Consider the following 26,476-nt stretch of genomic DNA (forward strand, 5'->3'; position numbering starts at 1 on the left):
TCGAAACGAAAACGCCGGGCAATGCCCAGCGTTTTCGTTGGGGCGCAGGATCAGCCGCGCTGGCGCTTCGGAAGCACATCCTTGAGCTTGGTGTGCATGCTGCGCAGGGTCTTCTCGGTGGTTTCCCAGTCGATGCAGGCATCGGTGATGGAGACGCCGTACTTGAGGTCGCAGAGATTCTTCGGAATCGACTGGTTGCCCCAGCCCAGATGACTTTCCACCATCAGACCGACGATCGAGTTGTTGCCTTCGAGGATCTGGTTGGCCACGTTTTCCATGACCAGGGACTGCAGGGCCGGGTCCTTGTTGGAGTTGGCATGGCTGCAGTCGACCATGATGTTCGGGCTGATCTTGGCCTTGGCCAGTTCCTGCTCGCAGACGGCCACGCTGACCGAGTCGTAGTTGGGCTTGCCGTTGCCGCCGCGCAGCACGACATGGCCGTAGGCGTTGCCCTTGGTGGTGACGATGGAGACGCCGCCTTCCTGATTGATGCCGAGGAAACGGTGTGGGCTGGAAACCGATTGCAGGGCGTTGATGGCCACGGTCAGGCCGCCGTCGGTGCCGTTCTTGAAGCCGACCGCCGAGGATAGGCCGGAGGCCATCTCGCGGTGGGTCTGGGACTCGGTGGTGCGGGCGCCGATGGCCGACCAGCTGATCAGGTCCTGCAGGTACTGCGGGGAGATCGGGTCGAGCGCCTCGGTGGCGGTGGGCAGGCCCATCTCGGCCAGGTCGCGCAGCAGCTGCCGGCCGATGTGCAGGCCATCCTGGATCTTGAACGAGTCGTCCAGGTACGGATCGTTGATCAGCCCCTTCCAGCCGACCGTGGTGCGCGGCTTCTCGAAATACACGCGCATCACCAGGTAGAGACTGTCGGAGACCTCGGCGGCCAGGACCTTGAGGCGCTCGGCATACTCGTGGGCGGCCTTGATGTCATGGATGGAGCAGGGGCCCACCACCACGAACAGGCGATGATCCTTGCCGTCGAGAATATTGCGGATCACCTCGCGGCCCTGGGCGACGGTGCGCTGGGCGGCTGCGGTAAGGGGGATTTCGCGCTTGAGTTGCGCCGGGGTGATCAGGGTTTCATTGGATGAAACGTTGAGATCGTCAATCGGTAGATCAGCCATCGTGGTACTCGTCAGGTCACGGGAGCCGAGCGCCTCGTCAGGCGGAATCAGGGGGCGCAGCGGGGGAGAGGAACCTTAACGCTTTCGGGGCTGCCTAGACAATGGGAGAAACCGTGCGGTTTCAGTGGATTTGCGCGCCGGGAAACTCGGCAGCATGCAGGGCTATCCACTCGCGGGCGACCGATTCGACTTCCAGTTGCGCGCCCAACTCCTGTTCGCGCTGATGGCGGTAATGTTCGATCTGGCAGACCTGCTCTACCATGCGAGCCCGGAACAGGGTGTCTTCGTCGATGAAGGCGATGCCGACCAGATAGCCTTCCGCCTGTTTGCGGCACCAGGCCACGACGCCCGGATAGCGGGCCTGATCGCCGAACAGGGGGATGCGCAGTTCGACGGCCGTGCCTTTGCGGAATCCCTTGCCGGAGTTGCAGGCCACTCCGCCCAGGCTGATGTTGTTGAGTCGCTGTCGGGGCAGGAAGGCGTGCCGACGCTGAACCAGTTCCACCGGCATGTCGGTCGGGTGACGCAGGAAACGACGCATTGTGACCACTTTGGGTGCCATCCATTTGATATCACACGAGGGCAGTATAGTGCCCGATCTGGAGCTGACCGACTTCGACGCGGACAAGCGGTTATTGGCGCTGCCGGGCATCTCCCTGCTTATATTCACCAGCACAGGCTGTGCCAGTTGCCGTTGGGCTCGTCGCGAACTGCCCGGCATGGCATTGCCCGTGGATCGCTTGTGCTGGGTGGACGCGGGCGTCAACGGTGGACTGGTACAGCGCTATGGCGTGTTTCACCTGCCCAGCCTGTTCCTCGTTCGCGATGGCGAGTTCCTGGGCAGTTTGCAATCCCGCCTCGATCCGGTCGGGCTTTCTGCAGTGATCGCCCAGGCGCTCGCGCGCGAGCCGGAAGAACTGCCCTGATCGTATTGCTCTGGATAGTGGGGTAGGAGAAGCGTCACCGACTTCGCTGCTAATCTCCAGGCAGGTCCCAGCAAGAAGTCAGGAGGCCGCATGTTGCGTTCGATTCTCTACGCCACCGATCTGGGGCTCTATGCGCCCTATGTCCTGCAGCACGCCCTCTCTCTGGCCAGGGCTTTTCAGGCGGAGCTGCACGTGGTGCACGCGGTGGAGCCGCTGGGGCTGTTCGCCGAGTCCGTGCTGAACACCTATCTGGACGAAAAGACCCTTGAAGAGCTACGCAGCAAAGGCCTGACGACGGTCATGGCAAGCATCGAGCAGCGGGTGCTGGAGGGCTTCCGCGACGAAGTGGGCGAGGCGCAGCAGGACATGCAGATGATCCGCAGCGTGCGGGTGGCGCAAGGCGACCCGGCCCAGGTGATTCTCGAGGAGGCCCGGAAACTCGGGGTGGATCTGCTGGTCGTAGGCAGTCACAGCCATGGCGCAGCGCAGGATATCCCCTTGGGCAGGACGGCCGCGCGCCTGTTGCAGCTGGCGGAGACTCCCGTCTATCTGGTGCCGATGCTGCAGCATCGCTAGCGGCTCTTATCGCCAACCGTTAGACGAACGGCATACATGAATCAAAAAAACGTCTAGATTTAATCATCAAACCGTTAATATGGTTATATCGCTGCATTGGCACATTCGGGCAGCGCCTATCTGCTTTGAGGGATATCTATGAAGCTGCAGCAACTGCGCTACATCTGGGAGGTGGCGCACCATGACCTCAACGTCTCCGCGACCGCGCAGAGCCTCTATACCTCACAACCCGGTATCAGCAAGCAGATCCGCCTGTTGGAGGACGAGCTGGGGGTCGAGGTCTTCGCCCGTAGCGGCAAGCACCTGACCCGTGTCACCCCCGCAGGTGAGCGCATCATCACCACCGCCGGGGAAATCCTGCGCAAGGTGGAGAGCATCAAGCAGATCGCCCAGGAATTCTCCAACGAGAAGAAGGGCACCCTGTCCATCGCTACCACCCATACCCAGGCGCGCTATGCGCTACCCGGGGTGATCAGCGGCTTCATCAAGCAATACCCGGAAGTGGCCCTGCACATGCACCAGGGTACGCCCATGCAGATTGCCGAGATGGCCGCCGACGGCACCGTGGACTTCGCCATCGCCACCGAGGGCCTGGAGCTGTTCAACGACCTGGTGATGATGCCCTGCTATCGCTGGAACCGCTGCGTGATCGTGCCCCAGGGGCATCCGCTGACCAAGCTGCCGAAGCTGACGCTGGAGGCCCTGGCCGAGCATCCGATCGTCACCTACGTGTTCGGCTTTACCGGCCGCTCCAAGCTGGACGAGGCCTTCAGCCACAAGGGCCTGACGCCCAAGGTGGTGTTCACCGCGGCCGACGCCGACGTGATCAAGACCTACGTTCGCCTGGGCCTGGGCGTCGGCATCGTCGCCCGCATGGCGGTCGACACCAAGCTGGACAACGATCTGGTGATCCTCGATGCCAGCGAGCTGTTCGAGGCCAGCATCACCAAGATCGGCTTCCGCCGCGGCACCTTCCTGCGCGGCTTCATGTGCGACTTCATCGAGAAGTTCGCTCCGCACCTGACCCGCGACGTACTGGCCAAGGCTGTGCAATGCCACACCAAGGCTGAGTTGGATGAGCTGTTCGACGGGGTCGAACTGCCGGTGCACTAGTTGGAGCCAGTTCTTCCAGGCTTCAGAGCGCCCGACCTATTGCGTCGGGCGTTTTGCATTGTGGGGAGCAGCGATCTGCTGTTGTAGGGTGCGCTGTGCGCACCGAAAGCCGGCAAGGGCTCTTCTGGTGCGCACGGCGCACCCTACCGTGGTCAGGGATTCGGCGAGCAGCCGAGAGCGTCGCTGAAAACAAAAAAGCCCCAGGTTTTCACCTGGGGCTTTTGAATTTGGCTCCGCGACCTGGACTCGAACCAGGGACCCAATGATTAACAGTCATTTGCTCTACCGACTGAGCTATCGCGGAACAGCGGTGCGTATCCTACTGATTAAAAAGGGGAAGTCAACACCCGGAAGGCGCTTTTTCCCCTGATTCGTCTTAGAGCACCTGGACGATGGCTTTGGTGACGGCGTCCAGGTTGCTGCGGTTCAGCGCGGCGACGCAGATACGGCCGGTGCTGACGGCGTAGATGCCGAACTCGGTGCGCAGACGCTCCACCTGCTCGGCGGTCAGGCCGGAGTAGGAGAACATGCCGCGCTGGCGAGCGACGAAGCCGAAGTCGCGCTTGGCGCCCAGGGCCGCCAGTTGCTCGACCATGGCCAGGCGCATGTCGCGGATGCGGGTGCGCATCTCGCCCAGTTCCTCTTCCCACAGGGCGCGCAGCTCGGGGCTGTTGAGCACGCTGGCGACCACGGTGGCGCCGTGGGTCGGCGGGTTGGAGTAGTTGGTGCGGATCACGCGCTTGGCCTGGGACAGCACGCGGCCAGCCTCGTCCTTGTCGGCGGTGACGATGGATAGCGCGCCGACCCGCTCGCCATACAGCGAGAAGGACTTGGAGAACGAGCTGGAGACGAAGAACGGCAGGCCGGACTCGGCGAACAGGCGCACGGCGAAGGCGTCCTGGTCGATGCCCTCGCCGAAGCCCTGGTAGGCGATGTCGAGGAAGGGCACGTGCTCGCGTTCGCGCAGAACTTCCAGTACGGCTTTCCAGTCATCCAGAGAGAGGTCGACGCCGGTCGGGTTGTGGCAGCAGGCATGCAGCACGACGATCGAGCGGGCCGGCAGGGCCTTGAGGTCTTCCAGCAGGCCGGCGCGGTTCACGCCGTGGGTGTCGGCGTCGTAGTAGCGGTAGTTGCGCACCGGGAAGCCGGCGGATTCGAACAGGGCGCGGTGGTTTTCCCAGCTCGGGTCGCTGATGGCGACCAGGGCGTTCGGCAGCAGGCGCTTGAGGAAGTCGGCGCCGGTCTTCAGGGCGCCGGTGCCGCCGACGGCCTGGGTGGTGACCACGCGGCCTTCGGCCAGCAGGGCCGAGCCTTCGCCGAACAGCAGCTTCTGCACGGCGCTGTCGTAGGCGGCGATGCCCTCGATCGGCAGGTAGCCGCGCGGCGCGTGGGCCTCGATGCGGGCCTTCTCGGCCTCGGCGACGGCGCGCAGCAGGGGAATTCGGCCTTCCTCGTTGTAGTACACCCCCACGCCCAGGTTGACCTTGGTGCTGCGGGTATCGGCGTTGAAGGCTTCATTCAGGCCCAGGATCGGGTCGCGCGGCGCCAGCTCGACGGCGGAGAACAGACTCATGATTGCGGCGGTCTCGAGAGGAGAGGGTGGGAACCGGCAACTCCCGGCACGGAATCGGGCTTGGGGTTGCATAAACGGGTCGCTAGTATAGCGGCCCAGTCTGTGCGCGGCGACAGCGCCAGCGCTCATTCAGAAGCTATGACGCCGGCCGTTGAGCCGCGTCACAGTGTCATCGCGAGGTCGCATCATGTCGGATTTCCAGCTCGTCACCCGTTTCAAGCCCGCCGGCGACCAGCCGGAGGCCATCCGCCAGATGGTCGAGGGGCTGGAGGCCGGCCTTTCGCACCAGACCCTGCTGGGGGTGACCGGCTCGGGCAAGACCTTCAGCATCGCCAACGTGATCGCCCAGGTGCAGCGCCCGACACTGGTGCTGGCACCGAACAAGACCCTGGCCGCGCAGCTCTACGGCGAGTTCAAGAGCTTCTTCCCGAACAACGCGGTGGAGTACTTCGTTTCCTACTACGACTACTACCAGCCGGAGGCCTACGTCCCGTCCTCAGACACCTTCATCGAGAAGGATGCGTCGATCAACGACCATATCGAGCAGATGCGCCTGTCGGCGACCAAGGCGCTGATCGAGCGGCAGGATGTGATCGTGGTCTGCACCGTGTCCTCCATCTACGGTCTGGGCAGCCCCGAGGAGTACCTGAAGATGGTGCTGCACCTCGACCGGGGCGACAAGATGGACCAGCGCGCCCTGCTGCGTCGCCTGGCCGAGCTGCAGTACACCCGCAACGACATGGACTTCGCCCGCGCCACCTTCCGCGTGCGTGGCGACGTGATCGACATCTTCCCGGCGGAATCCGACCTGGAGGCGATCCGCGTCGAGCTGTTCGACGACGAGGTGGAGAGCATCAGTGCCTTCGACCCACTCACCGGCGAGGTGATCCAGAAGCTGCCGCGCTTCACCTTCTACCCCAAGAGCCACTACGTCACTCCGCGCGAGACGCTGCTGGATGCAGTGGAGCAGATCAAGGTGGAACTCAAGGAGCGCCTAGACTACCTGCGCGGCGCCAACAAGCTGGTGGAAGCCCAGCGCCTGGAGCAGCGCACCCGCTTCGACCTGGAGATGATCCTCGAGCTGGGCTACTGCAACGGTATCGAGAACTACTCGCGCTACCTGTCCGGCCGTCCTGCCGGCGCACCGCCGCCGACTCTGTACGACTACCTGCCGGACGAAGCCTTGCTGGTGATCGACGAGTCCCACGTCTCGGTGCCGCAGGTCGGCGCCATGTACAAGGGCGACCGCTCGCGCAAGGAGACCCTGGTGGAGTACGGCTTCCGCCTGCCCTCGGCGCTGGACAACCGGCCCATGCGCTTCGAGGAATGGGAAGCGGCCTGCCCGCAGACCATCTTCGTTTCCGCCACGCCGGGCCCCTACGAGGCCGAGCACGCCGGCCGGGTGATCGAGCAGGTGGTGCGCCCCACCGGCCTGGTCGACCCGGAAGTGGAGGTGCGCCCGGCGCGCACCCAGGTCGACGACCTGCTCTCGGAAATCCGCAAGCGGGTGGCCGCCGAACAGCGGGTGCTGGTCACCACCCTGACCAAGCGCATGGCCGAGGACCTGACCGACTACCTGGCCGACCACGACGTCAAGGTGCGCTATCTGCACTCGGACATCGAGACGGTGGAGCGCGTGGAGATCATCCGTGACCTGCGCACCGGCGCCTTCGACGTGCTGGTGGGCATCAACCTGCTGCGCGAGGGCCTGGACATGCCCGAGGTGTCGCTGGTGGCGATCCTCGACGCGGACAAGGAAGGCTTCCTGCGCAGCGAGCGTTCGCTGATCCAGACCATCGGCCGCGCCGCGCGCAACCTGCACGGCAAGGCGATCCTCTACGCCGACAACATGACCGGCTCGATGCAGCGGGCGATCGGCGAGACCGAGCGGCGCCGCGAGAAGCAGGTGGCCTTCAACCAGGCCCATGGCATCGTGCCGAAAGGGGTGCAGAAGGACATCAAGGACATCCTCGAAGGCGCCGTGGTGCCGGGCGCGCGCAGCAACAAGCGCAAGGCCGCGGCCAAGGCGGCGGAGGACAGCGCCCGCTACGAGGCCGAACTGCGCTCGCCGAACGAGATCACCAAGCGCATCCGCCAACTGGAAGAGAAGATGTACCAGCTGGCCCGTGACCTGGAGTTCGAGGCCGCCGCGCAGCTGCGTGACGAGATCCAGAAGCTGCGTGACCGGCTGCTGCAGGTCTGAAATACGTCTCTGTGGGAGCGGCCTTGGCCGCGATCGGGGCCGCCCAAGAGCATCGCGGCCAAGGCCGCTCCCACAAAAAGGCCGCTCCCACGAAGCAGAGAACTCAGCGCCGGCCGAAGATGATCATCGATACCCCGGCCAGGACCGCCAGGCTGGCGAGCCCGGCGGACAGGCCGAGACGCTCGTCGAGGATCAGGTAGCCCAGCAGCAGGGCCACCACCGGGTTGACGAAGGCGAAGGTCGACACCAGGCTCGGCCGCACCTCGCGCAGCAGCCAGAAATAGGCCGGATACACGCCCAGGCTCACCGGCAGCACCAGGTAGGCCAGCCAGAGCCAGCCGGAAGTGCTCAGCTGGTCCAGTCGCAATCCCTGCCAGTCACCATGCCAGAGGCCGAAACCGGCCAGCACCAGCGCCCCCACCAGCATCTGCAGGCCCAGGCCGGTGGCAGGCGAGCGTAGCGGCGGGCGCTGGCGCAACCACCAGGCGCCGATCGCCCAGAGCAGGGTAGCCAGCAGCACCAGCGCGCCGGAGAACCATTGCAGCAGGCCGGCGCCTTCGCCCAGGCCGCCGCCCATCAGCAGCACGATGCCGCCGCTGGCGACGGCCAGGCCGAGCAGCACCCAGACCGGTGGACGCTCGTCCAGCAGCCACTCCAGGGCCACGCTCCACAGCGGCAGGGTGGTATAGAGCATCGCCAGCATGCCGGTGGGCAGGTGCTGGTTGGCGTAGATCAGCGCGCCCTGGCCGACCGCGATCAGCAGCAGGCCGCCGATCAGGGCGGCACCCCAGTCGCTGCGCTGCACCTTCAGCCCGCCCTGCACGGCCACCCAGAGCAGCGCCAACAGGCCCGCCAGGCAGAAGCGCAGGGTGCCGATGACGAAGGGCGGCAGCTCGCGCAGGAGGAAGTGGTTGGCCAGGTAGGTGGTGCCCCAGCCGACATAGATGACCAGGAAGGCGCCGACCAACAGGAAGGAGCGGTAACGCGAGGCGGGCATGTCGAAACCAGAAAGCGGGAGGTGGCGGGCTCAGTGAGCCGCGCCACCAGTGGCGCCGGCGGGCAGGGCGCGGGTCAGCAGCACGGCGAACATGCTGATGGCCAGGGCCAGGCCGACGAAATGGAAGGCGTCATTGTAGGCCATGATGGCGGCCTGCTGGTGGGTGATCTCGCTGAGCTTGCCCAGCGCGGCCTGCTGGCTGCCGAGCTGTTCGGCGAGCAGCGCCAGGCGCTCGTCCACCTGTGGGTTGCCCGGTACCACGGCTTCGCGCAGGTAGTCGAAGTAGGTCTTGGCGCGGCTGTCGAGCAGGGTGGCGAGGAGGGCGATGCCGATGGCGCCGCCTAGGTTGCGCAGGATGTTGAACAGGCTCGACGCGGAACCGGCGTCCTGCGGCTGGATATAGGCGGTGGCGATCAGCGAGATGGTCACCATGATCATCGGCTGGCCCAGGGCGCGGATGATCTGGATATGGTTGAACTGCTCGCCGGCGAAGTCCGGGTTGAGCACCCCGGAGAAGAAGCTGGAGATGCCGAACAGGGCGAAGCCCCCGGCGCACAGCCACTTCGGCGAGATCATCTTCATCAGTTTCGGCACCAGCGGGATGATGAACAACTGCGGTAGGCCCATCCACATGATCACCTCGCCGATCTGCAGGGCGTTGTAGCCCTGGATCTGCGCCAGGTACAGCGGCAGCAGGTAGATCGAGCCGTACAGGCCCAGCCCCATGCCCAGGCTGGCGATGCTGGTGAGGCCGAAGTTGCGTTCGCGCAGGATGCGCAGGTTGATCAGCGGGTTGTCCCGCGAAAGCTGCAGGATGACGAACAGGATCAGGCTGACCACCGCCACGCTGCCCAGGCCGACGATCAGCTGGGATTCCAGCCAGTCCTTGCGGTGGCCCTCCTCGAGGAACACCTGCAGGCAACCCAGGCCCAGCCCCAGGGTGACGATGCCGGCGTAGTCGGTGCTCTTCAGCAGCTCCCAGTGCGGCGCCTTCTTCTCCAGGCCGTACATCAGGCCGGCGATCATCAGCAGGCCCGGCGGCACGTTGATATAGAAGATGTATTCCCAGCCCCAGTTCTCGGTCAGCCAGCCGCCCAGGGTCGGGCCGATGGAGGGGGCGAAGGTGGCGGTGATGGCGAACAGCGCCATGCCCTTGGCCCGGTGGTGCTCGGGCAGCTTGATCAGGGTCAGGGTGAAGGCCAGGGGGATCAGCGCGCCGCCGGTGAAGCCCTGCAGGGCGCGGAACACGATCATGCTCTCCAGGCTCCAGGCGAACGAGCAGAGCAGGGAGGAGGCGAGGAAGCCCAGCGAGACCCACACCGCCAGGCGCCGCGCCGAGAGCAGCTGCACCAGCCAGGCGGTGAGCGGGATCATGATGATCTCGGCCACCAGGTAGGAGGTGGAGATCCACGAGCCTTCCTCCAGGGTGGCCGACAGCGCGCCCTGGATGTCCTTCAGCGAGGAGTTGGTGATCTGGATGTCCAGCACCGCCATGAACGCGCCGAGCATGGCGCTCATCACCGCGATCCAGTCGCGCCGGGTCGGCTCGCCGACCGGGCGCAGCAGGGCGTCAGCCGCCATGCTGGGCGTCGCTGGAGATGTCCACGTTCACTTCCACCGACATGCCGGGGCGGATTCTGCCCTTGAGCGGGTTGTCGGCGGCGAAGGTGAGTTTCACCGGGATGCGCTGGACCACCTTGGTGAAGTTGCCGGTGGCGTTGTCCGGTGGCAGCAGGCTGAACTGCGCGCCGGAGGCGGCGAACAGACTGTCGATGCGGCCCTCGATGGGGGTGTCCGGGTAGGCGTCGAAGGTCAGCTCGGCGACCTGGCCCGGCTGCATGCGGCCGATCTGGGTCTCCTTGAAGTTGGCCTGCACCCAGATATCGTCGCTGGGCACGATCGACAACAGGTAGGCGCCGGCCTGCACCACCTGGCCGCTACGCGCCGAGCGCTGGCCGATCACGCCGCTGATCGGGGCGTGGATCTCGGTGCGCCTGAGGTTCAGCTCGGCCTGCTCGATATCGGCGCGGGCGTTGGCGATCTGCGCGTTCAGGCGCTTGATGTCGGCCTGCAGGGCATCGACCTGCTGATGCTGGGCGGCCAGGTCGGCCTCGGCCTTGGACAGCTGCGAGCGGGCCACCCGGCTGTCGGCGGAGAGGGTGGTGACCCGTTCCTCGGAGACGAAGCCCGGCTTGCGCAGGGCCTGGGCGCGGGACAGGTCGATCTGGGTCCGGCTGAGGGTCGCCTGGCCGGCGGCCACATCGGCCCGGCTGGCGGCGATCAGGCTGCCCTGCTGGTCCAGCCGGCTCTGCGCCTGGGCCAGTTCGGCCTCGCGGGTGGCCAGGGCGGCGCGGGCGCGCTCCAGCTCCAGGCGGAAGTCGGCGGCCTCCAGGGTGAGCAGCAGCTGGCCCTTTTCCACCTGCTGGTTGTCGGTCACCAGCACCTTCTCGATACGGGCGCCCAACTGGCTGGAGACCCGGGTGATCTCGCCCTGGACGTAGGCGTTGTCGGTGCTCTCGTGGAAGCGTCCGACCAGCAGCCAGTGCCCGAACAGCCCCAGGGCTATCAGCACGAGCACGATGGCGAAGATGGATAGGCGGCGTTGCAACTGGGCAGGCATGGCAGGGGCTCGAACAGCGGGCGAAAAATGTAAGCGAATTTAACAATGTTGCCGCCAAAGCTGTAGCCGGTAGAATTCGCAAACTTTGTTGCGCCTGAGGAACAGTCATGGGGCTCGATGACGCGTTGATCTTCACACGGGTGGTGGAGTGCCACAGCTTCACCCAGGCCGCGCAGAGCCTGAGCATGCAGAAGTCCACGGTCAGCCGGCGCATCGCCCTGCTGGAGGAGAGACTCGGCGTGCGCCTGCTCAACCGGACGACGCGCAAACTGCGCCTGACCGAGGTCGGCCAGGCCTACTACGAGCGCTGCCGGCAGATCATGCTGGACTTCGCCGAGGCCGAGCAGGCGGTGATGCAGCTGCAGCAGGCGCCCTCGGGGCTGCTGCGCATCACCGCGCCCATCGAGTTCGGCCAGTTCTTCCTCGGCAGCGTGCTGGGCCACTTCATGCGCCAGTACCCGCAGATCAGCGCGGAGGTGGAGCTGACCTCGCGGGACGTGGACCCGCTGGAGGAGGGCATCGACATCGCCATCCAGGTCGGCCAGCCGCGCGATTCCACCCTGATCGCCCGCAAACTGTTCGAGAGCCGCCGTTGCCTGTGCGCCAGCCCCGAGTACCTGGCCCAGCACGGGGCGCCGCGTACCATCCACGAACTGGCCGGCCACCGGGCGATCCTCCTGCCCCAGGATTCGCCGCGCTACTGGCCGTTGCTCGGTGAGCAGGTGCCGTGCCAGCGCGTGCTGTCGTGCAACAACATCACCCTGGCGCGCGAAGCGGCGCTGGCCGGCGCCGGCGTCGCCGGGCTGCCGGTGATGATCTCCGAGGAGGCGCTGGGCAACGGCCGTCTGGTGGAGCTGTTGCCGGATGCGCGCCTGCCGGTGGGGGAGCTGTATGCCGTCTACCCGTCCCGGCGCTTCCAGGCGATGAAGGTCAAGACCTTCCTCGACTTCCTCATGTCCAGCCTGCGCCAGACCGCGCTGCTGGAGCCGGCAGTGGCCGGCCTGATAACATCGCGCCCTTAGCCAACCCTTCTGTTCCCGAGACTTGTCATGACCAAAGTCCGCACCCGCATTGCGCCGTCGCCGACCGGCGACCCGCACGTCGGTACTGCCTACATCGCCCTGTTCAACCTGTGTTTCGCCCGCCAGCACGGCGGCGAATTCATCCTGCGTATCGAGGACACCGACCAGCTGCGCTCGACCCGCGAGTCCGAGCAGCAGATCTTCGACGCCCTGCGCTGGCTGGGCATCGAATGGAACGAGGGGCCGGACGTCGGCGGTCCGCACGGCCCGTACCGGCAGAGCGAGCGCGGCGCGATCTACAAGAAGTACTCGGACGAACTGGTCGCCAAGGGCCACGCGTTCCCGTGCTTCTGCTCTGCCGAGCGCCTGGACCAGGTGCGCGCCGAGCAGATGGCGAAGAAGGAAACCCCGCGCTACGACGGCCACTGCATGCATCTCGCCCCCGAGGACGCGCAGAAGCGCATCGCCGCCGGCGAGTCCCACGTGGTGCGCATGAAGGTGCCGAGCGAGGGCGTGTGCGTGGTGCCGGACATGCTCCGCGGCGACGTGGAAATCCCGTGGGATCGCATGGACATGCAGGTGCTGATGAAGGCCGACGGCCTGCCCACCTACTTCTTGGCCAACGTAGTCGACGACCACCTGATGGAGATCAGCCACGTCCTGCGCGGCGAGGAGTGGCTGCCGTCGGCGCCCAAGCTGATCAAGCTGTACGAGTACTTCGGCTGGGAGCAGCCCAAGCTCTGCTACATGCCGCTGCTGCGCAATCCGGACAAATCCAAGCTGTCCAAGCGCAAGAACCCCACCTGCATCACCTTCTACGAGCGCATGGGCTTCATGCCCGAGGCGCTGCTCAACTACCTGGGCCGCATGGGCTGGTCGATGCCGGACGAGCGCGAGAAGTTCTCCCTGGTCGAGATGATCGAGCACTTCGACCTGTCGCGGGTCTCCCTGGGCGGGCCGATCTTCGATATCGAGAAGCTGTCCTGGCTCAACGGCCAGTGGCTGCGCGAGTTGCCGGTGGAACAGTTCGCCCAGCGTGTGCAGGAGTGGGCCTTCAATACCCAGTATCTGATGCAGATCGCGCCCCATGTGCAGCAGCGGGTCGAGACCTTCAGCGATATCGCGCCGCTCTCCAGCTTCTTCTTCAGCGGCGGCGTGCAGCTGGACCCCGCGCTGCTGGTGCACAAGAAGCTGTCGCCGGACCAGGTACGCCAGGCCCTGCAGCTGGTGCTGTGGGAGCTGGAAGCGCTGCGCCAGTGGGACAAGGAGAAGATCACCGCCTGCATCCAGTTCGTCTGTGAGGGCCTCGGTCTCAAGCTGCGCGACCTGATGCCGCTGATCTTCCCGGCCATCACCGGCAAGGCCAGTTCGGTTTCGGTGTTGGACGCGATGGAAATCCTCGGTGCCGACCTGTCGCGCTTCCGCCTGCGCCAGGCCATCGAACTGCTCGGCGGCGTCAGCAACGGCGAGACCAAGGAGTGGAAGAAGCTGCTGGAGGGTTTCCGCGGCTGAGCGGGGAGGGCGCCGGTCATCGCCTCGCGAAGGCGTGACTTGGCCAGCCTCTCGGGGTAAGTGATTGTTCTGCCTCCAGAATTTTTTCGGGTCCGACAAAAAATTGTGTTGACAGGCAAATACCTCACCCCTAATATGCGCCCCGTCCAAGCGACGGGGCTATAGCTCAGCTGGGAGAGCGCTTGCATGGCATGCAAGAGGTCGACGGTTCGATCCCGTCTAGCTCCACCAAATTGCCACCGAACGAATTCCAGCGCGTTCGAGTGAATGAAGGTTTCGTCCCCTTCGTCTAGTGGCCTAGGACACCGCCCTTTCACGGCGGTAACAGGGGTTCGAGTCCCCTAGGGGACGCCACTTCACGCAGTGCTCGCACTGCACGTCGAGAGACGCAAAATCCGGGGCTATAGCTCAGCTGGGAGAGCGCTTGCATGGCATGCAAGAGGTCGACGGTTCGATCCCGTCTAGCTCCACCAAACACTGACAGGGCCAGCCGCGTGCTGGCCTTGTTCTTCGAAGGTTCTGTCCCCTTCGTCTAGTGGCCTAGGACACCGCCCTTTCACGGCGGTAACAGGGGTTCGAGTCCCCTAGGGGACGCCACTTTCTTTCCGCGTTTTGCGGACTTCAAGGGTCATTCTTCGGAATGGCCCTTTTGTTTTTCTGCGGTCTGCTTCCGTAGCCCGGATGCAATCCGGGAGGGCGATCCCGAATCCATCCGGGCCGCTTCCACGCGGAACACGAGGCGCTGCCGGTTGTTCTAAACCGCTACACTCCCTCTCCATTGTTCTCGGCGGGCCGGAGTTGTGCTCCGGTCCGGCTCGGCGCCGTCATAGCTGCCTATGCCGTTTGGTGTCGGAATCTCGATGAGGGGGAAATGACATGAGCCTGACGATGGAAGCGGTGCTGCAACGGGCGCGCCCGGTGTTGCCGGTGCTGGTGATCGAGGATTGCGAGCTGGCGGTGGACATGGCCCGCGCGCTGCACGCCGGCGGCGTCAGCGTGCTCGAGGTGACCCTGCGCACGCCTCGCGCCCTGGATGCCCTGTCGGCGATTCGCAAGGCCCTGCCGGAGCTGCTGGTCGGCGCCGGCACGGTGATCCACGCCGAGCAGTTCCAGGAGGCCCGCGATGCCGGCGCCCAGTTCGCCGTCAGTCCCGGTTGCACCGAGCGCCTGGCCGCCGCCGCGGAGGATTCCGGGTTGCCCTACCTGCCGGCGGTGATGACGCCGTCCGAGGTGCTGCTGGCGCTGGAGTACGGCTATCGTTCGCTCAAGCTGTTCCCGGCCAACGGCGCGACCAGCGTGAAGATGCTCAAGAGCTTCAAGGGGCCCTTCACCGGCATCCGCTTCTGCCCGACCGGGGGCATCACCGCGGACAACCTGCTGAGCTTCCTGCGCCTGCCCAACGTCGCCTGCGTCGGCGGCACCTGGATCGCGCCGGACAACCTGATCCGCGCCCGTGCCTGGGACCAGATCACCCAGCTGGCCAGCGAAGCCCGCGCGCTCGCCGCCAGCCTGGAGGTCAAGCAGTGAGCTGGGACCTGCCGCAACCCTTCGTCATCGATCTGCAAGTGGTCGCCGAGGACATCGACGGCCTGGGCCACGCCAACAACGCGGTCTACGTCAGCTGGCTGGAGCGCTGCGCCTGGCGGCATTCCCAGAGCCTTGGGCTGGACCTGGCCGAGTACCGTCGCCTGGATCGCGCCATGGCGGTGGTGCGCCACGAGGTCGACTACCTGGCCAGCGCCTACGAAGGCGAGGAATTGCAGATGGCCACCTGGATCGTCGAGTCGGACCACAAGCTGAAGATGAGCCGCCACTTCCAGCTGTGGCGTCCGGCCGACGCCTGCACCCTGCTGCGGGCGCGCACCACCTTCGTCTGCATCGAGCTGTCCACGGGCAAGCCCCGGCGCATGCCGCCGGAGTTCATCGAGGGCTACGGCCAGGCCTTGCTGGAGTCCTGACCTTCGTCCAGCAGCGGAGCGAGGAACACCTGGTCCGGCTCCACCTTCACCGCGAACTGCCTGGCCTCGCCCGGAAGCAGCAGCACCGACTGCTCCGTCTCCGGCCCCTGCCCGCCGCAATAGCCGGCGGAAGAGATGGCCACCGCCAGGCTGAGCTGGCCGCTGGGCAGGTCGAGGCTGGTGCGGTCGCCCGGCCCCAATGTCGCCACGATCTCCCGGTTCACGTAAAGCTCCACGTCGCAGGCGTTCGGCGCGTCCTTGTCGCGGCTGACGATCAGGCGTCCCGGCGCGTCCGGCGCCGGGGCAGGTGGTTGGTGCTGTACGCCGAAGGGCAGGGTGTCGGCTGCCTGGGCGAGGCCGCCGACCAGGCAGATGGCGAGTAGCGAGCGACGCAGCATGAGGGTTCTCCCTTTCGTCTCCAGGAGTGTTGACCATCTTGCGCCGCGGGAGTGTCCCCTTAAACTGTGCGCCCCGTTTCCCCGGACCGTTCCATGCAAATCGCCCTGGCCCCCATGGAGGGACTGGTCGACGAGATCCTGCGCGATGTGCTGACCCGTGTCGGCAGCATCGACTGGTGCGTCACCGAATTCATCCGCGTCAGCGACCGGCTGCTGTCTGAGTCTGCCTACCACAAGCTCGCCCCCGAGTTGGCGGACGGTGCGCGCACCCGCGCCGGCACGCCGATGCGTGTGCAACTGCTCGGTTCCGACCCGGCCTGCCTGGCGGACAATGCGGCCTTCGCCTGCACCCTGGGCGCGCCAGTGATCGACCTCAACTTCGGCTGCCCGGCCAAGACGGTGAACAAGTCGCGCGGCGGCGCGGTGCTGCTCAAGGAGCCGGAACTGCTGCACGCCATCGTCCGCGAAGTGCGCCGCGCGGTGCCGGCAGAGGTCCCGGTGACCGCCAAGATGCGCCTGGGCTTCGACAGCCCGGACGGCGCCCTGGACTGCGCCCGCGCCCTGGCCGAGGGCGGTGCCGCTCAGTTGGTGGTGCATGCGCGGACCAAGGTCGACGGCTACAAGCCGCCGGCCCACTGGGAGTGGGTGGCGCGGGTGCAGGAGGCGGTCGCCGTGCCGGTGTACGCCAACGGCGAGATATGGACGGTCGGCGACTGGCGGCGCTGTCGCGAGGTCAGTGGCGCCGAGGACATCATGCTCGGCCGTGGCCTGGTCTCGCGGCCCGACCTGGCCCGGCAGATCGCCGCCGCCCGCGCTGGCGCCGAGGTGCTGCCCATGACTTGGGACGAGCTGCTGCCGCTGCTCCGCGACTTCTGGCGACAGGCCCGGCGCAAGCTGGCGCCGCGCTACGCGCCGGGGCGCCTCAAGCAGTGGCTGGCCATGCTCACCCGCAGCTACCCGGAGGCGGTGGTGCTGTTCGCCGAGGTGCGCCGGGAGAACGACTGCGAACGCATCGATTGCCTGCTGGGCGCGTCACGGGCAGCGCTGGCAGAAAGCGTCTAGCGGCCGGCGGAGAGTCGTTTTCGGTGCGTGCGTCGCACCTGTCTGTGGGGTGGCTGGAAATAATCGTCATTCCCGCGTAGGCGGGAACCCAGACACTCCGCAGCACCTGGGCTCCCGCCTGCGCGGGAGTGACGGTGAGGGTTTTCAGCGTTTACTTAGCCTGGCCGGGCCGGATATTCGGCCTCGGCGCCGGGCTTCACCGGACGCTGGTGATCGGCATGATCCGGTTCATCGCGAATGTCTCCCCTTGAAATCGAAACCAGGGCTCCCATCTATGGGTTGCGGGATGCCGAAGTCGGGTCTCGCGGTGAAACACTTGCTGATTATTCAGGAGACGCAACATGAGCAACGTACTTTCCCTGGCCCCCCTGTTCCGCCAGTCCGTCGGTTTCGACCGTTTCAACGACCTGTTCGAATCGGCGCTGCGCAGCAGCGAGAGCGGCAGTTCCTACCCTCCCTACAACGTCGAGAAGCATGGCGACGACCAGTACCGCATCGTGGTCGCGGCCGCCGGCTTCCGTGAGGAAGACCTCGAGCTGCAGGTCGAGCGTGGCGTGCTCACCGTCACCGGCGGTCGTCGCGAGCGCGAGCCGGGTGCGGGCGAAGTCACCTTCCTGCACCAGGGCATCGCCCAGCGCGGCTTCAAGCTGTCCTTCCGCCTGGCCGACCATATCGAGGTCAGGGCCGCTGCACTGGCCCACGGTCTGCTGAACATCGACCTGGTGCGCATCGTGCCGGAAGAGGCCAAGCCCAAGCGCATCCCCATCGGCGGCGAGAAGCCGGCGCTGGAAGGCTGATGGCACGGTAGTGGAGGAAGAGAAGGGCACCTGCGGGTGCCCTTCTTCGTTTCAGGCGCGGCGGCTGGTCATCAGCAGTTGGTGGAACTCCTGCAGGGGCACCGGCCGGCTGAACAGGTAGCCCTGGTACTGGTGGCAGCCCTGTTGCAGGAGGAAGTCCAGCTGCTCCTGCTGTTCCACGCCCTCGGCGATCACCTCGAGGTTGAGGCTCCTGGCCATGGCGACGATGGCGCGCACGATCTCCGCGTCGTTGGGGTCGCTGGTGGCGTCGCGGACGAACGACTGGTCGATCTTCAGTACGTCCACCGGCAGCCGCTTGAGGTAGGTCAGCGAGCTGTAGCCCGTGCCGAAGTCGTCCATGGCGAAGCTCAGGCCGAGCTTCTTCAGGCGGCGCATCTTGGCGATGGTGTCGTCCAGGTTGTGGATGACGATGCCTTCGGTGATTTCCAGCTTGAGCATGCTGGCCGGCAGTTGGCTCTGCGCCAGGCAGCGTTCCACCCGTTCGACGAAATCGTTCTGGCGGAATTGCCGCGGGCTGATGTTGACGCACAGCTGGAAGGCGTCGCGGCCGACCAGGCCGTCGCGCATCATGCGGGCACTGGCGTGGCAGGCCTCGCTCAGCACCCAGGCGCCGACTTCGAGGATCAGGCCGCTCTCTTCCAGGACCTGGATGAACTGCGCCGGCGACTGCGGGCCGAGGGTCGGGTGGCTCCAGCGCAGCAGCGCCTCGCTGCCGATCACGCTGCCGTCGCGAGCATCCACCTGGGGCTGGAAGTACAGCTCGAACTCACCACGGGCCAGGGCCAGACGCAGGTCGCTTTCCAGGCGCAGGCGCTCGCTGGCGGCTTCCTGCATGGAGCGACGGAAGACCTGGATGGTGTTGCGCCCGGAATCCTTGGCCCGGTACAGGGCGATGTCCGCGCGCTTGAGCAGGTCGGTAGGGTTGTCGCCGTGGGCCGGCACCAGGGCGATGCCGATGCTGGGCGTGACCTGCAGGCGATGGCCGTCCAGCAGCATCGGCTCGGCCAGCAGGCCGCGCAGTTTCTCCGCCACCTGGCGAACCTGGCGATTGACCTCGGTGCGGCTGCCCTCCAGGCCGGAGATCAGCACCACGAATTCGTCGCCGCCCAGGCGGGCCACGGTGTCCTCCAGGCGCACGCTGGCCTCCAGGCGTGCGGTGACCATCTTCAGCACCGCATCGCCTACCGGGTGGCCGAGCGAGTCGTTGATGTGCTTGAAGTGGTCCAGGTCGAGGAACAGCAGGGCGCCGTGCAGGTTGTGGCGCTTGAGCAGGGCGATCTGCTGGGTCAGGCGGTCCATCAGCAGAGCGCGGTTGGGCAGGTTGGTCAGCGGGTCGTGGTAGGCCAGATGGCGCACCTGGGCCTGGGCTTCCTTGAGCTCGCTGATGTCGCGGGCGTTGAGCAGCAGGCAGGGGGTGTCGTTGAGCTCGATGGGCTCCACCGATACCTCCACCAGGCGGATGCTGCCGTCGCGGTGCTGGCCGTGCATTTCCAGGTGGTAGGCGCGGCCTTCGCTGCGGACCAGTTCGACCATGCGCTCGCGCTCTTCCGGGTAGGTCCAGACGTTCAGTTCGAGGGAGTTGCGGCCTATGACCTCTTCCGGGCGGTAGCCGGTGAGCCGGCAGAAGCCTTCGTTGACCTCGATGTAGCGGCCGCTGTCGAGCTCGCTGATGGTGATGGCGTCGGGGCTGGAGTGGAACGCCTTGGCGAACTTCTCCTGGCTGGCCTTGAGCGCCGCCTCGGCGGCCTGGCGCTCGGTGATGTCGCGGAAGGTGGTGGTGATGCACAGCTGGCGGTCGACGCGGATGAAGCGGCTGGAGACGACGCAGCTCAGCTCGCGGCCTTCCCTGGTGCGGAAGCGTGCGATTTCGTTGCTCAGGCTCTGGTCCTCGGCGAGCTTGGCGAACAGCTGGAGGCGCTGGCTCTCGTCGACCCAGAAGCCGAGGTCCGGCGCGCTGTGGCCGACGATTTCCTGGGGTTGCCAGCCGAAGGTCTGGCAGAAGCTCGGGTTGACCTCGATGAACATGCCGTCGCGGACCCGGGAGACGCAGATGGGCTCAGGGCTGGCCTGGAACAGGGTGACGAACTTCTCCTCGGAGGAGGCCAGGCGCTGCTCGCGCTGGACCCGCTCGGTGATGTCCATGAGGATGCCGGTCATGCGCAGCGGCTCGCCCTGGCTGTCGCGGTACAGCTTGGCGGTGCTTTCCAGGTAGCGCATCTCGCCGTTGCCCAGGCGGGTACGGTAGGTCACTTGGTACTGGCGCTGGACGCCCTCCACCGCGTCGCGGTAGGCCTTGCGCATGATGCTGCGGTCGGCCTCGGGCACGTGCTGGAAGAAGTGGGCGAACTCGCCGTGGTAGGGCTCGGGCGGCAGGCCATGGAGGCTGGCGGCACGCTCCGAGCCGTAGAGCATGTTGCTCGGGATGTGCCAGTCCCAGGTGCCCAGGTTGGCCGATTCCAGCGCGAGGGTCAGGCGTTCCTGGCTGTCGCGCAGGGCCTGTTCCTGCTCCTGCTGCTGGGTGATGTCGCGGATCACCCCGAACACCTGGGGATGGCCGTGTTCGTCGAGCTGCGGCCGGCCGCTGATCTCCAGCCAGCGCAGGCTGCCGTCCGGCCAGCGAATGCGGTGGCGCATGGCTTCCGGAATCGGCTTGCCCTCCAGTACCCGCTGGAACAGGCGCTGGACCATGACCCGGTCTTCCTCGGGGATCAGCTCGATGTAGTCGACCCGCTGCTCCAGCGGTTGCCTGGGGTCAAGGCCGAACAGGGCCTGGGCGCCGCGCGACCAACTGACCTTGCCGCTGCCGATGTCCCAGTACCAGGCGCCCAGGTGCGCGCCAGTGAGCGCGGCGAGTAGGCGTGGGGCATCCTGCCAGGTCTTTTCGAACTCGGCGGGGTCCATGGCCGGGATGTAAGGGAAGGGCGGCTGCTTGGGAGGTCTGGACATCGCGTTTCTCGTCCGGCGCTCGGCACGACACGGCCGCCTGGTGGGAAGAGGCGTGATAGAGGCGTGCAAGCGGCTTTTTCTTATCGTTATGCCCCCACGTTAGCCGCTGATCACGCCTCAAGGCAAGCGACGGCTTTCGTCGAGCAGGGCCATGAAGGCTTTGGCCGCGTTGGACAGGGTACGTTCCTTGTGCAGGATGTAACCGAGCCGCCGCTGCAACTGGATGCCCGGCAGGGGCAGGCGTACCACCTGGTCGTCGAGCATGGTGCGTGGCAGCACGCTCCAGGCCAGGCCGATGGAGACCATCATCTTGATCGTCTCCAGGTAGTTGGTGCTCATGCCGATGTTCGGCGTCAGGCCCTGGGCGGCGAACAGGTTGTTGACGATGTGGTGGGTGAAGGTGTTGCCGCCGGGGAACACCGCCGGGTGCGGCGCCACGTCGGCCAGGGTCACGGCGCCGTTGCGCGCCAGCGGGTGTTCGGGGGCGGCGACGAAGTCCAGTGGATCGTCCCACACCGGCACCGCGTGCACCGGCTCGCGGGTCTCCGGGGCCAGGGTGATCACCGCCAGCTCGGCGCGGCCGTGGAGGATTTCCTCGTAGGCCACCTCGGAATCGAGGAACTGGATGTCCAGCGCCACCTGCGGATAGGCGCGGGTGAAGGTGCGCAGCAGGGGCGGCAGGCGGTGCAGGCCGATGTGGTGGCTGGTGGCCAGGGTCAGGCGGCCGCTGATCTCACCGTTGAGGTTGGTCAAGGCGCGGCGGGTGTCGTCCAGTACGTTGAGTATCTGGTAGGCCCGTGGCAGCAGGGCGCGGCCGGCCTCGGTCAGGCTCACTTCGCGGCCCAGGCGGTCGAACAGGCGTACACCGAGCTGCTGCTCCAGGCCGGCGATGCGCTTGCTCACGGCTGGCTGGGTCAGGTGCAGGCGCTCGGCGGCCTCGGAAAAGCTGCCGGCCTCGGCGATGGCGATGAAGGCGCTCAGGTTGGCCAGGTCCATTTCGAATTCCAATTGGTTATGCAATGGATGAAAAATATGAATTTGAGTTATTCAAAGCAAATCCTTAGCATCTCCACATCGGTAGAAGGGCTATAGATCCTTCACCTCCCGCACCGCTGATGAGGACCCTTTCGATGGCCGGCAAGACGCTCTACGACAAGCTCTGGGACATGCACGAGGTGAAGCGCCGCGACGATGGCTCGTCGCTGATCTACATCGATCGTCACATTCTCCACGAAGTGACCTCGCCCCAGGCCTTCGAGGGGCTGCGCCTGGCCGGGCGCCAGCCGTGGCGCATCGATGCCAACATCGCCACCCCGGACCACAATGTGCCGACCACCCGCGCCGAGCGCCAGGGCGGTCTGGAAGCCATCGTCGACGAGGTGTCGCGCATCCAGGTGCAGACCCTCGACGAGAACTGCGACGACTTCGGCATCCTCGAATTCAAGATGAACGACGTGCGCCAGGGCATCGTCCACGTGGTCGGCCCGGAGCAGGGCGCCACCCTGCCGGGCATGACCGTGGTCTGCGGCGACTCGCACACCTCCACCCATGGCGCCTTCGGTGCGCTGGCCCACGGCATCGGTACTTCCGAGGTCGAGCATGTGCTCGCCACCCAGTGCCTGGTGGCCAAGAAGATGAAGAACATGCAGGTGCGCGTCGAGGGCAAGCTGCCGTTCGGCGTCACCGCCAAGGACATCGTCCTCGCCGTGATCGGCAAGATCGGCACCGCCGGCGGCAACGGCCATGCCCTGGAGTTCGCCGGCAGCGCGATCCGCGACCTGTCGCTGGAAGGCCGCATGACCATCTGCAACATGTCGATCGAGGCCGGTGCCCGCGTGGGCATGGTGGCGGTGGACGAGAAGACCATCGAGTACGTCAAGGGCCGTCCATTCTCGCCGCAGGGCGAGCAGTGGGAGCAGGCCGTGGCACAGTGGCGCGAGCTGGTGTCGGATGCCGATGCGCATTTCGATACCGTGGTCGAGCTGCGGGCCGAGGACATCAAGCCGCAGGTCAGCTGGGGCACCTCGCCGGAGATGGTCCTGGCCGTCGACCAGAACGTGCCGGACCCGGCCGTCGAGGCCGATCCGGTCAAGCGCGACTCCATCGTCCGTGCTCTCAGGTACATGGGCCTGCAGGCCAACCAGCCGATCACCGATATCCAGCTGGACCGCGTATTCATCGGCTCCTGCACCAACTCGCGGATCGAGGACCTGCGCGCCGCCGCCGAAGTGGCCAAGGGCCGCAAGGTCGCTGCCACCGTCAAGCAGGCGATGGTCGTGCCGGGCTCCGGCCTGGTCAAGGCGCAGGCCGAACAGGAAGGTCTGGACAAGATCTTCATCGAGGCCGGCTTCGAATGGCGTGAGCCGGGCTGCTCCATGTGCCTGGCGATGAACCCGGACAAGCTGGGCAGCGGCGAGCATTGCGCCTCGACCTCCAACCGCAACTTCGAGGGTCGCCAGGGCGCCGGTGGGCGTACCCACCTGGTCAGCCCGGCCATGGCCGCGGCTGCGGCGGTGACCGGTCGCTTCGTCGACGTGCGCGAACTGATCCAGGCCTGAGGAGTTAGAGAGATGAAAGCCTTCACCCAACACACCGGCCTGGTCTGCCCGCTCGATCGTGCCAACGTCGACACCGATCAGATCATTCCCAAGCAGTTCCTCAAGTCGATCAAGCGCAGCGGCTTCGGCCCCAACCTGTTCGACGAGTGGCGCTACCTGGACGTGGGGCAGCCCAACCAGGACAACTCCAAGCGCCCGGTGAACCAGGACTTCGTCCTGAACTTCCCGCGCTACCAGGGCGCCAGCGTGCTGCTGGCCCGCGAGAACTTCGGCTGCGGCTCCTCCCGCGAGCACGCGCCCTGGGCGCTGGAAGAGTACGGCTTCCGTACCATCATCGCGCCGAGCTACGCCGACATCTTCTTCAACAACAGCTTCAAGAACGGCCTGCTGCCGATCATCCTGACCGACGCGGAAGTCGATGAGCTGTTCCAGCAGGCCGAGGCCACCGAGGGCTACCAGCTGACCGTCGACTTGGCGGCGCAGACCGTGACCCGTCCGGACGGCAAGCAGTACGGCTTCGAGGTCGACGCCTTCCGCAAGCACTGCCTGCTCAACGGCCTGGACGACATCGGCCTGACCCTGCAGGACCAGGAAGCGATCAAGGCCTTCGAAGGCAAACACCAGCAGAGCAGCCCGTGGCTGTTCGGCGCGATCAAATAAACGCAGCTGTAAGCCGCAAGCTTCAAGCCGCAAGCTAGGAGCGGCTTTTACTTGTGGCTTGCAGCTTGAAGCTTGTAGCTATTTCCGAAGGAAATCTTATGAAACAGATTCTGGTTCTCCCCGGCGACGGCATCGGCCCGGAAATCATGGCCGAGGCGGTCAAGGTCCTGAACCTGGCCAATGACAAGTACAGCCTGGGCTTCGAGCTGTCCTTCGACGATCTGGGCGGCGCCGCCGTGGACAAGTACGGCGTGCCGCTGGCCGACGAGACCCTGGATCGCGCCCGCGCCGCCGATGCGGTGCTGCTCGGTGCCGTCGGCGGACCGAAGTGGGACAAGATCGACCCGGCCATCCGCCCCGAGCGCGGCCTGCTGAAGATCCGCTCGCAGCTCGGCCTGTTCGGCAACCTGCGTCCGGCCATCCTCTACCCGCAGCTGGCCGAGGCTTCCAGCCTCAAGCCGGAAGTGGTCGCCGGTCTGGACATCCTCATCGTCCGCGAGCTGACCGGTGGCATCTACTTCGGCCAGCCGCGCGAGAGCAAGGTGCTGGATAACGGCGAGCGCATGGCCTACGACACCCTGCCGTACAGCGAGAGCGAGATCCGCCGCATCGCCAAGGTCGGCTTCGACATGGCCCGCGTGCGCGGCAAGAAGCTGTGCTCGGTGGACAAGGCCAACGTGCTGGCCTCCAGCCAGCTGTGGCGCGCCGTGGTCGAGGAAGTGGCCAAGGACTACCCGGACGTCGAGCTGTCGCACATGTACGTCGACAACGCCGCCATGCAGCTGGTGCGCGCGCCCAAACAGTTCGACGTGATCGTCACCGACAACATGTTCGGCGACATCCTGTCGGACGAGGCTTCCATGCTCACCGGCTCCATCGGCATGCTGCCGTCCGCTTCGCTGGACGCCAACAACAAGGGCATGTACGAGCCGTGCCACGGCTCCGCGCCGGACATCGCCGGCCAGGGCATCGCCAACCCGCTGGCGACCATCCTCTCGGTGTCGATGATGCTGCGCTACAGCTTCGGCCAGGCCGCGGCGGCCGACGCCATCGAGCTGGCCGTGAGCAAGGTGCTGGACCAGGGTCTGCGCACCGGCGACATCTGGTCCGAGGGCAAGACCCGGGTCGGTACCGCCGCCATGGGCGACGCGGTAGTCGAAGCGCTGCGTAATCTGTAATCTGTCGGGCCCGCTGCGAGCAGCGGCCCCACTTCTTCATAGGGTGTAGTCGTTATGAAACGCGTAGGTCTGATCGGTTGGCGCGGTATGGTTGGTTCCGTGCTCATGCAGCGCATGCTGGAAGAGCGCGACTTCGACCTGATCGAGCCGGTGTTCTTCACCACCTCCAATGTCGGCGGCCAGGGGCCGGCGATTGGCAAGGACGTCGCCCCGCTGAAGGATGCCTACAGCATCGACGAGCTGAAGACCCTCGACGTGATCCTGACCTGTCAGGGCGGCGACTACACCAGCGAAGTCTTCCCCAAGCTGCGCGAAGCCGGCTGGAACGGCTACTGGATCGACGCGGCCTCCAGCCTGCGCATGGCCGACGACTCGGTGATCGTGCTCGACCCGGTCAACCGCCGGGTGATCGACCAGTCGCTGGACGCCGGCACCAAGAACTACATCGGCGGCAACTGCACCGTCAGCCTGATGCTGATGGCCCTGGGCGGCCTGTACGAAGCCGGCCTGGTCGAGTGGATGAGCGCCATGACCTACCAGGCGGCCTCCGGCGCCGGCGCGCAGAACATGCGCGAGCTGATCAGGCAGATGGGCGCGATCAATGCCTCCGTGGCCGATGACCTGGCCGACCCGGCCAGCGCCATCCTTGACATCGACCGCAAGGTCGCCGAGACCATGCGCGGCGAGGCCTTCCCGGTGGACAACTTCGGCGTGCCGCTGGCTGGCAGCCTGATCCCCTACATCGACAAGGAGCTGCCCAACGGCCAGAGCCGCGAAGAGTGGAAGGGCCAGGCGGAGACCAACAAGATCCTCGGTCGCTTCAAGAACCCGATCCCGGTGGACGGCCTGTGCGTGCGCATCGGCGCCATGCGCTGCCACAGCCAGGCGCTGACCATCAAGCTGAACAAGGATGTGCCGATGGGCGACATCGAAGGCCTGATCAGCCAGCACAACCCCTGGGTCAAGCTGGTGCCGAACACCCGCGAAGCCAGCATCCGCGACCTCGGCCCGACCGCCGTCACCGGCACCCTGAGCGTTCCGGTCGGTCGTCTGCGCAAGCTCAACATGGGCTCGCAGTACCTCGGCGCCTTCACCGTCGGCGACCAACTGCTGTGGGGAGCGGCCGAGCCGCTGCGCCGCATGCTGCGCATCCTGCTGGAGCGCTGATAGTCGCCGTGGCGCAAAGGGCCGGTCATAGACCGGCCCTTTTCGTTTGTCCGGCGGGCCGG

23 protein-coding genes and 5 tRNA genes are annotated in these 26,476 nt (G+C 66.0%); 18 read left to right on the top strand and 10 right to left on the bottom strand.

Annotated elements, in window-relative coordinates; all coding sequences use genetic code 11:
- Nucleotides 1–50: 50 nt before the first annotated feature.
- Together N7640_RS09770 and N7640_RS09775 are read right to left on the bottom strand one after the other, a co-directional pair.
- Nucleotides 51–1,127 (bottom strand): 3-deoxy-7-phosphoheptulonate synthase, encoded by a 1,077-nt coding sequence (locus tag N7640_RS09770; protein WP_279902206.1) that lies wholly within the window; start codon nucleotides 1,125–1,127, stop codon nucleotides 51–53.
- A 121-nt stretch (nucleotides 1,128–1,248) separates the two neighbouring features.
- The gene (locus N7640_RS09775; RefSeq protein ID WP_220813332.1) at nucleotides 1,249–1,668 is read right to left on the bottom strand and encodes a PilZ domain-containing protein; all 420 of its coding nucleotides are present in this window, start codon (nucleotides 1,666–1,668) and stop codon (nucleotides 1,249–1,251) included.
- A gap of 10 nt (nucleotides 1,669–1,678) precedes the next feature.
- Here N7640_RS09775 and N7640_RS09780 point away from each other — a divergent pair, with 10 nt between their 5' ends.
- The 3 genes from N7640_RS09780 (at nucleotide 1,679) to cysB (ending at nucleotide 3,742) form a co-directional block, all read left to right on the top strand.
- A complete protein-coding gene (locus tag N7640_RS09780; RefSeq protein ID WP_279902309.1) occupies nucleotides 1,679–2,053 on the top strand; it encodes a thioredoxin family protein in 375 nt (124 codons plus the stop codon).
- Nucleotides 2,054–2,143: 90 nt separating this feature from the next.
- The gene (locus N7640_RS09785) at nucleotides 2,144–2,629 is read left to right on the top strand and encodes a universal stress protein (RefSeq protein ID WP_220813331.1); all 486 of its coding nucleotides are present in this window, start codon (nucleotides 2,144–2,146) and stop codon (nucleotides 2,627–2,629) included.
- 138 nt (nucleotides 2,630–2,767) lie between these two features.
- Entirely contained in the window at nucleotides 2,768–3,742 is a 975-nt protein-coding gene (gene cysB, locus N7640_RS09790; RefSeq protein WP_220813330.1) for an HTH-type transcriptional regulator CysB, read from the top strand.
- A gap of 228 nt (nucleotides 3,743–3,970) precedes the next feature.
- Here cysB and N7640_RS09795 read toward each other — a convergent pair.
- Nucleotides 3,971–4,046 (bottom strand) — tRNA-Asn (locus N7640_RS09795).
- Between the two features lie 72 nt (nucleotides 4,047–4,118).
- A complete protein-coding gene (locus N7640_RS09800; protein WP_279902205.1) occupies nucleotides 4,119–5,315 on the bottom strand; it encodes an aspartate/tyrosine/aromatic aminotransferase in 1,197 nt (398 codons plus the stop codon).
- A gap of 187 nt (nucleotides 5,316–5,502) precedes the next feature.
- Here N7640_RS09800 and uvrB point away from each other — a divergent pair, with 187 nt between their 5' ends.
- Nucleotides 5,503–7,518 carry an excinuclease ABC subunit UvrB gene (gene uvrB, locus N7640_RS09805; protein WP_279902204.1) on the top strand — a complete coding sequence of 672 codons (2,016 nt, stop codon included), beginning with the start codon at nucleotides 5,503–5,505 and terminating at the stop codon, nucleotides 7,516–7,518.
- 103 nt (nucleotides 7,519–7,621) lie between these two features.
- Here the strand turns inward: uvrB and N7640_RS09810 are convergent, their stop codons facing one another.
- From N7640_RS09810 to N7640_RS09820, 3 genes are read right to left on the bottom strand one after another with little or no spacing between them, the layout of a single operon-like run.
- Nucleotides 7,622–8,515, bottom strand: a complete 894-nt coding sequence (locus N7640_RS09810) for an EamA family transporter (RefSeq protein WP_220813327.1) — start codon at nucleotides 8,513–8,515, stop codon at nucleotides 7,622–7,624.
- A gap of 30 nt (nucleotides 8,516–8,545) precedes the next feature.
- Nucleotides 8,546–10,036, bottom strand: a complete 1,491-nt coding sequence (locus N7640_RS09815) for an MDR family MFS transporter (protein ID WP_279902308.1) — start codon at nucleotides 10,034–10,036, stop codon at nucleotides 8,546–8,548.
- Nucleotides 10,037–10,085: 49 nt separating this feature from the next.
- Nucleotides 10,086–11,135 (bottom strand): HlyD family secretion protein, encoded by a 1,050-nt coding sequence (locus tag N7640_RS09820; RefSeq protein ID WP_220813326.1) that lies wholly within the window; start codon nucleotides 11,133–11,135, stop codon nucleotides 10,086–10,088.
- A 107-nt stretch (nucleotides 11,136–11,242) separates the two neighbouring features.
- On the opposite strand from N7640_RS09820, the gene N7640_RS09825 reads away from it, so the two are divergent.
- The 8 genes from N7640_RS09825 to N7640_RS09860 all read left to right on the top strand — a co-directional run bounded on the left by N7640_RS09825 (nucleotide 11,243) and on the right by N7640_RS09860 (nucleotide 15,627).
- Entirely contained in the window at nucleotides 11,243–12,157 is a 915-nt protein-coding gene (locus N7640_RS09825) for a LysR family transcriptional regulator (RefSeq protein ID WP_279902203.1), read from the top strand.
- Between the two features lie 27 nt (nucleotides 12,158–12,184).
- The gene (gltX, locus tag N7640_RS09830; protein WP_279902202.1) at nucleotides 12,185–13,669 is read left to right on the top strand and encodes a glutamate--tRNA ligase; all 1,485 of its coding nucleotides are present in this window, start codon (nucleotides 12,185–12,187) and stop codon (nucleotides 13,667–13,669) included.
- A 155-nt stretch (nucleotides 13,670–13,824) separates the two neighbouring features.
- Nucleotides 13,825–13,900: transfer RNA gene (locus tag N7640_RS09835), tRNA-Ala, on the top strand.
- A gap of 47 nt (nucleotides 13,901–13,947) precedes the next feature.
- Nucleotides 13,948–14,023: transfer RNA gene (locus N7640_RS09840), tRNA-Glu, on the top strand.
- Between the two features lie 43 nt (nucleotides 14,024–14,066).
- Nucleotides 14,067–14,142: transfer RNA gene (locus tag N7640_RS09845), tRNA-Ala, on the top strand.
- A 48-nt stretch (nucleotides 14,143–14,190) separates the two neighbouring features.
- A tRNA-Glu gene (locus N7640_RS09850) sits at nucleotides 14,191–14,266 on the top strand.
- A gap of 279 nt (nucleotides 14,267–14,545) precedes the next feature.
- Nucleotides 14,546–15,196, top strand: coding sequence for a bifunctional 4-hydroxy-2-oxoglutarate aldolase/2-dehydro-3-deoxy-phosphogluconate aldolase (locus N7640_RS09855; RefSeq protein WP_220813323.1), 651 nt, complete (start codon nucleotides 14,546–14,548; stop codon nucleotides 15,194–15,196).
- On the top strand, nucleotides 15,193–15,627 hold the full coding sequence (locus N7640_RS09860; RefSeq protein ID WP_220813322.1) for a thioesterase family protein: 435 nt from the start codon (nucleotides 15,193–15,195) through the stop codon (nucleotides 15,625–15,627). Before N7640_RS09855 ends, N7640_RS09860 begins: the two co-directional genes overlap by 4 nt.
- Here N7640_RS09860 and N7640_RS09865 read toward each other — a convergent pair.
- On the bottom strand, nucleotides 15,600–16,025 hold the full coding sequence (locus N7640_RS09865) for a hypothetical protein (RefSeq protein WP_279902201.1): 426 nt from the start codon (nucleotides 16,023–16,025) through the stop codon (nucleotides 15,600–15,602). The genes N7640_RS09860 and N7640_RS09865 overlap by 28 nt on opposite strands.
- A 93-nt stretch (nucleotides 16,026–16,118) precedes the next feature.
- On the opposite strand from N7640_RS09865, the gene N7640_RS09870 reads away from it, so the two are divergent.
- A complete protein-coding gene (locus N7640_RS09870) occupies nucleotides 16,119–17,087 on the top strand; it encodes a tRNA-dihydrouridine synthase (RefSeq protein WP_279902200.1) in 969 nt (322 codons plus the stop codon).
- A 341-nt stretch (nucleotides 17,088–17,428) separates the two neighbouring features.
- A complete protein-coding gene (locus N7640_RS09875) occupies nucleotides 17,429–17,884 on the top strand; it encodes an Hsp20 family protein (protein ID WP_220813319.1) in 456 nt (151 codons plus the stop codon).
- A 51-nt stretch (nucleotides 17,885–17,935) separates the two neighbouring features.
- Here N7640_RS09875 and N7640_RS09880 read toward each other — a convergent pair whose 3' ends face one another.
- Both N7640_RS09880 and N7640_RS09885 read right to left on the bottom strand, forming a co-directional pair.
- A complete protein-coding gene (locus N7640_RS09880) occupies nucleotides 17,936–20,851 on the bottom strand; it encodes a bifunctional diguanylate cyclase/phosphodiesterase (RefSeq protein ID WP_279902199.1) in 2,916 nt (971 codons plus the stop codon).
- Between the two features lie 117 nt (nucleotides 20,852–20,968).
- Nucleotides 20,969–21,847, bottom strand: a complete 879-nt coding sequence (locus N7640_RS09885; RefSeq protein ID WP_220813317.1) for a LysR family transcriptional regulator — start codon at nucleotides 21,845–21,847, stop codon at nucleotides 20,969–20,971.
- Nucleotides 21,848–21,981: 134 nt separating this feature from the next.
- Here N7640_RS09885 and leuC point away from each other — a divergent pair, with 134 nt between their 5' ends.
- The 4 genes from leuC to asd all read left to right on the top strand — a co-directional run bounded on the left by leuC (nucleotide 21,982) and on the right by asd (nucleotide 26,414).
- The gene (gene leuC / locus N7640_RS09890; protein WP_279902198.1) at nucleotides 21,982–23,409 is read left to right on the top strand and encodes a 3-isopropylmalate dehydratase large subunit; all 1,428 of its coding nucleotides are present in this window, start codon (nucleotides 21,982–21,984) and stop codon (nucleotides 23,407–23,409) included.
- Nucleotides 23,410–23,421: 12 nt separating this feature from the next.
- Nucleotides 23,422–24,069 carry a 3-isopropylmalate dehydratase small subunit gene (gene leuD, locus N7640_RS09895; RefSeq protein ID WP_279902197.1) on the top strand — a complete coding sequence of 216 codons (648 nt, stop codon included), beginning with the start codon at nucleotides 23,422–23,424 and terminating at the stop codon, nucleotides 24,067–24,069.
- Between the two features lie 98 nt (nucleotides 24,070–24,167).
- Nucleotides 24,168–25,247 carry a 3-isopropylmalate dehydrogenase gene (gene leuB, locus N7640_RS09900; protein WP_279902196.1) on the top strand — a complete coding sequence of 360 codons (1,080 nt, stop codon included), beginning with the start codon at nucleotides 24,168–24,170 and terminating at the stop codon, nucleotides 25,245–25,247.
- A 54-nt stretch (nucleotides 25,248–25,301) separates the two neighbouring features.
- Nucleotides 25,302–26,414, top strand: a complete 1,113-nt coding sequence (asd, locus tag N7640_RS09905) for an aspartate-semialdehyde dehydrogenase (protein ID WP_279902195.1) — start codon at nucleotides 25,302–25,304, stop codon at nucleotides 26,412–26,414.
- Nucleotides 26,415–26,476: the final 62 nt, after the last annotated feature.

It is taken from the genome of Pseudomonas sp. GD04015, from assembly GCF_029837675.1.
In the GTDB taxonomy this organism is placed as follows: Bacteria; Pseudomonadota; Gammaproteobacteria; order Pseudomonadales; family Pseudomonadaceae; genus Aquipseudomonas; species Aquipseudomonas paralcaligenes.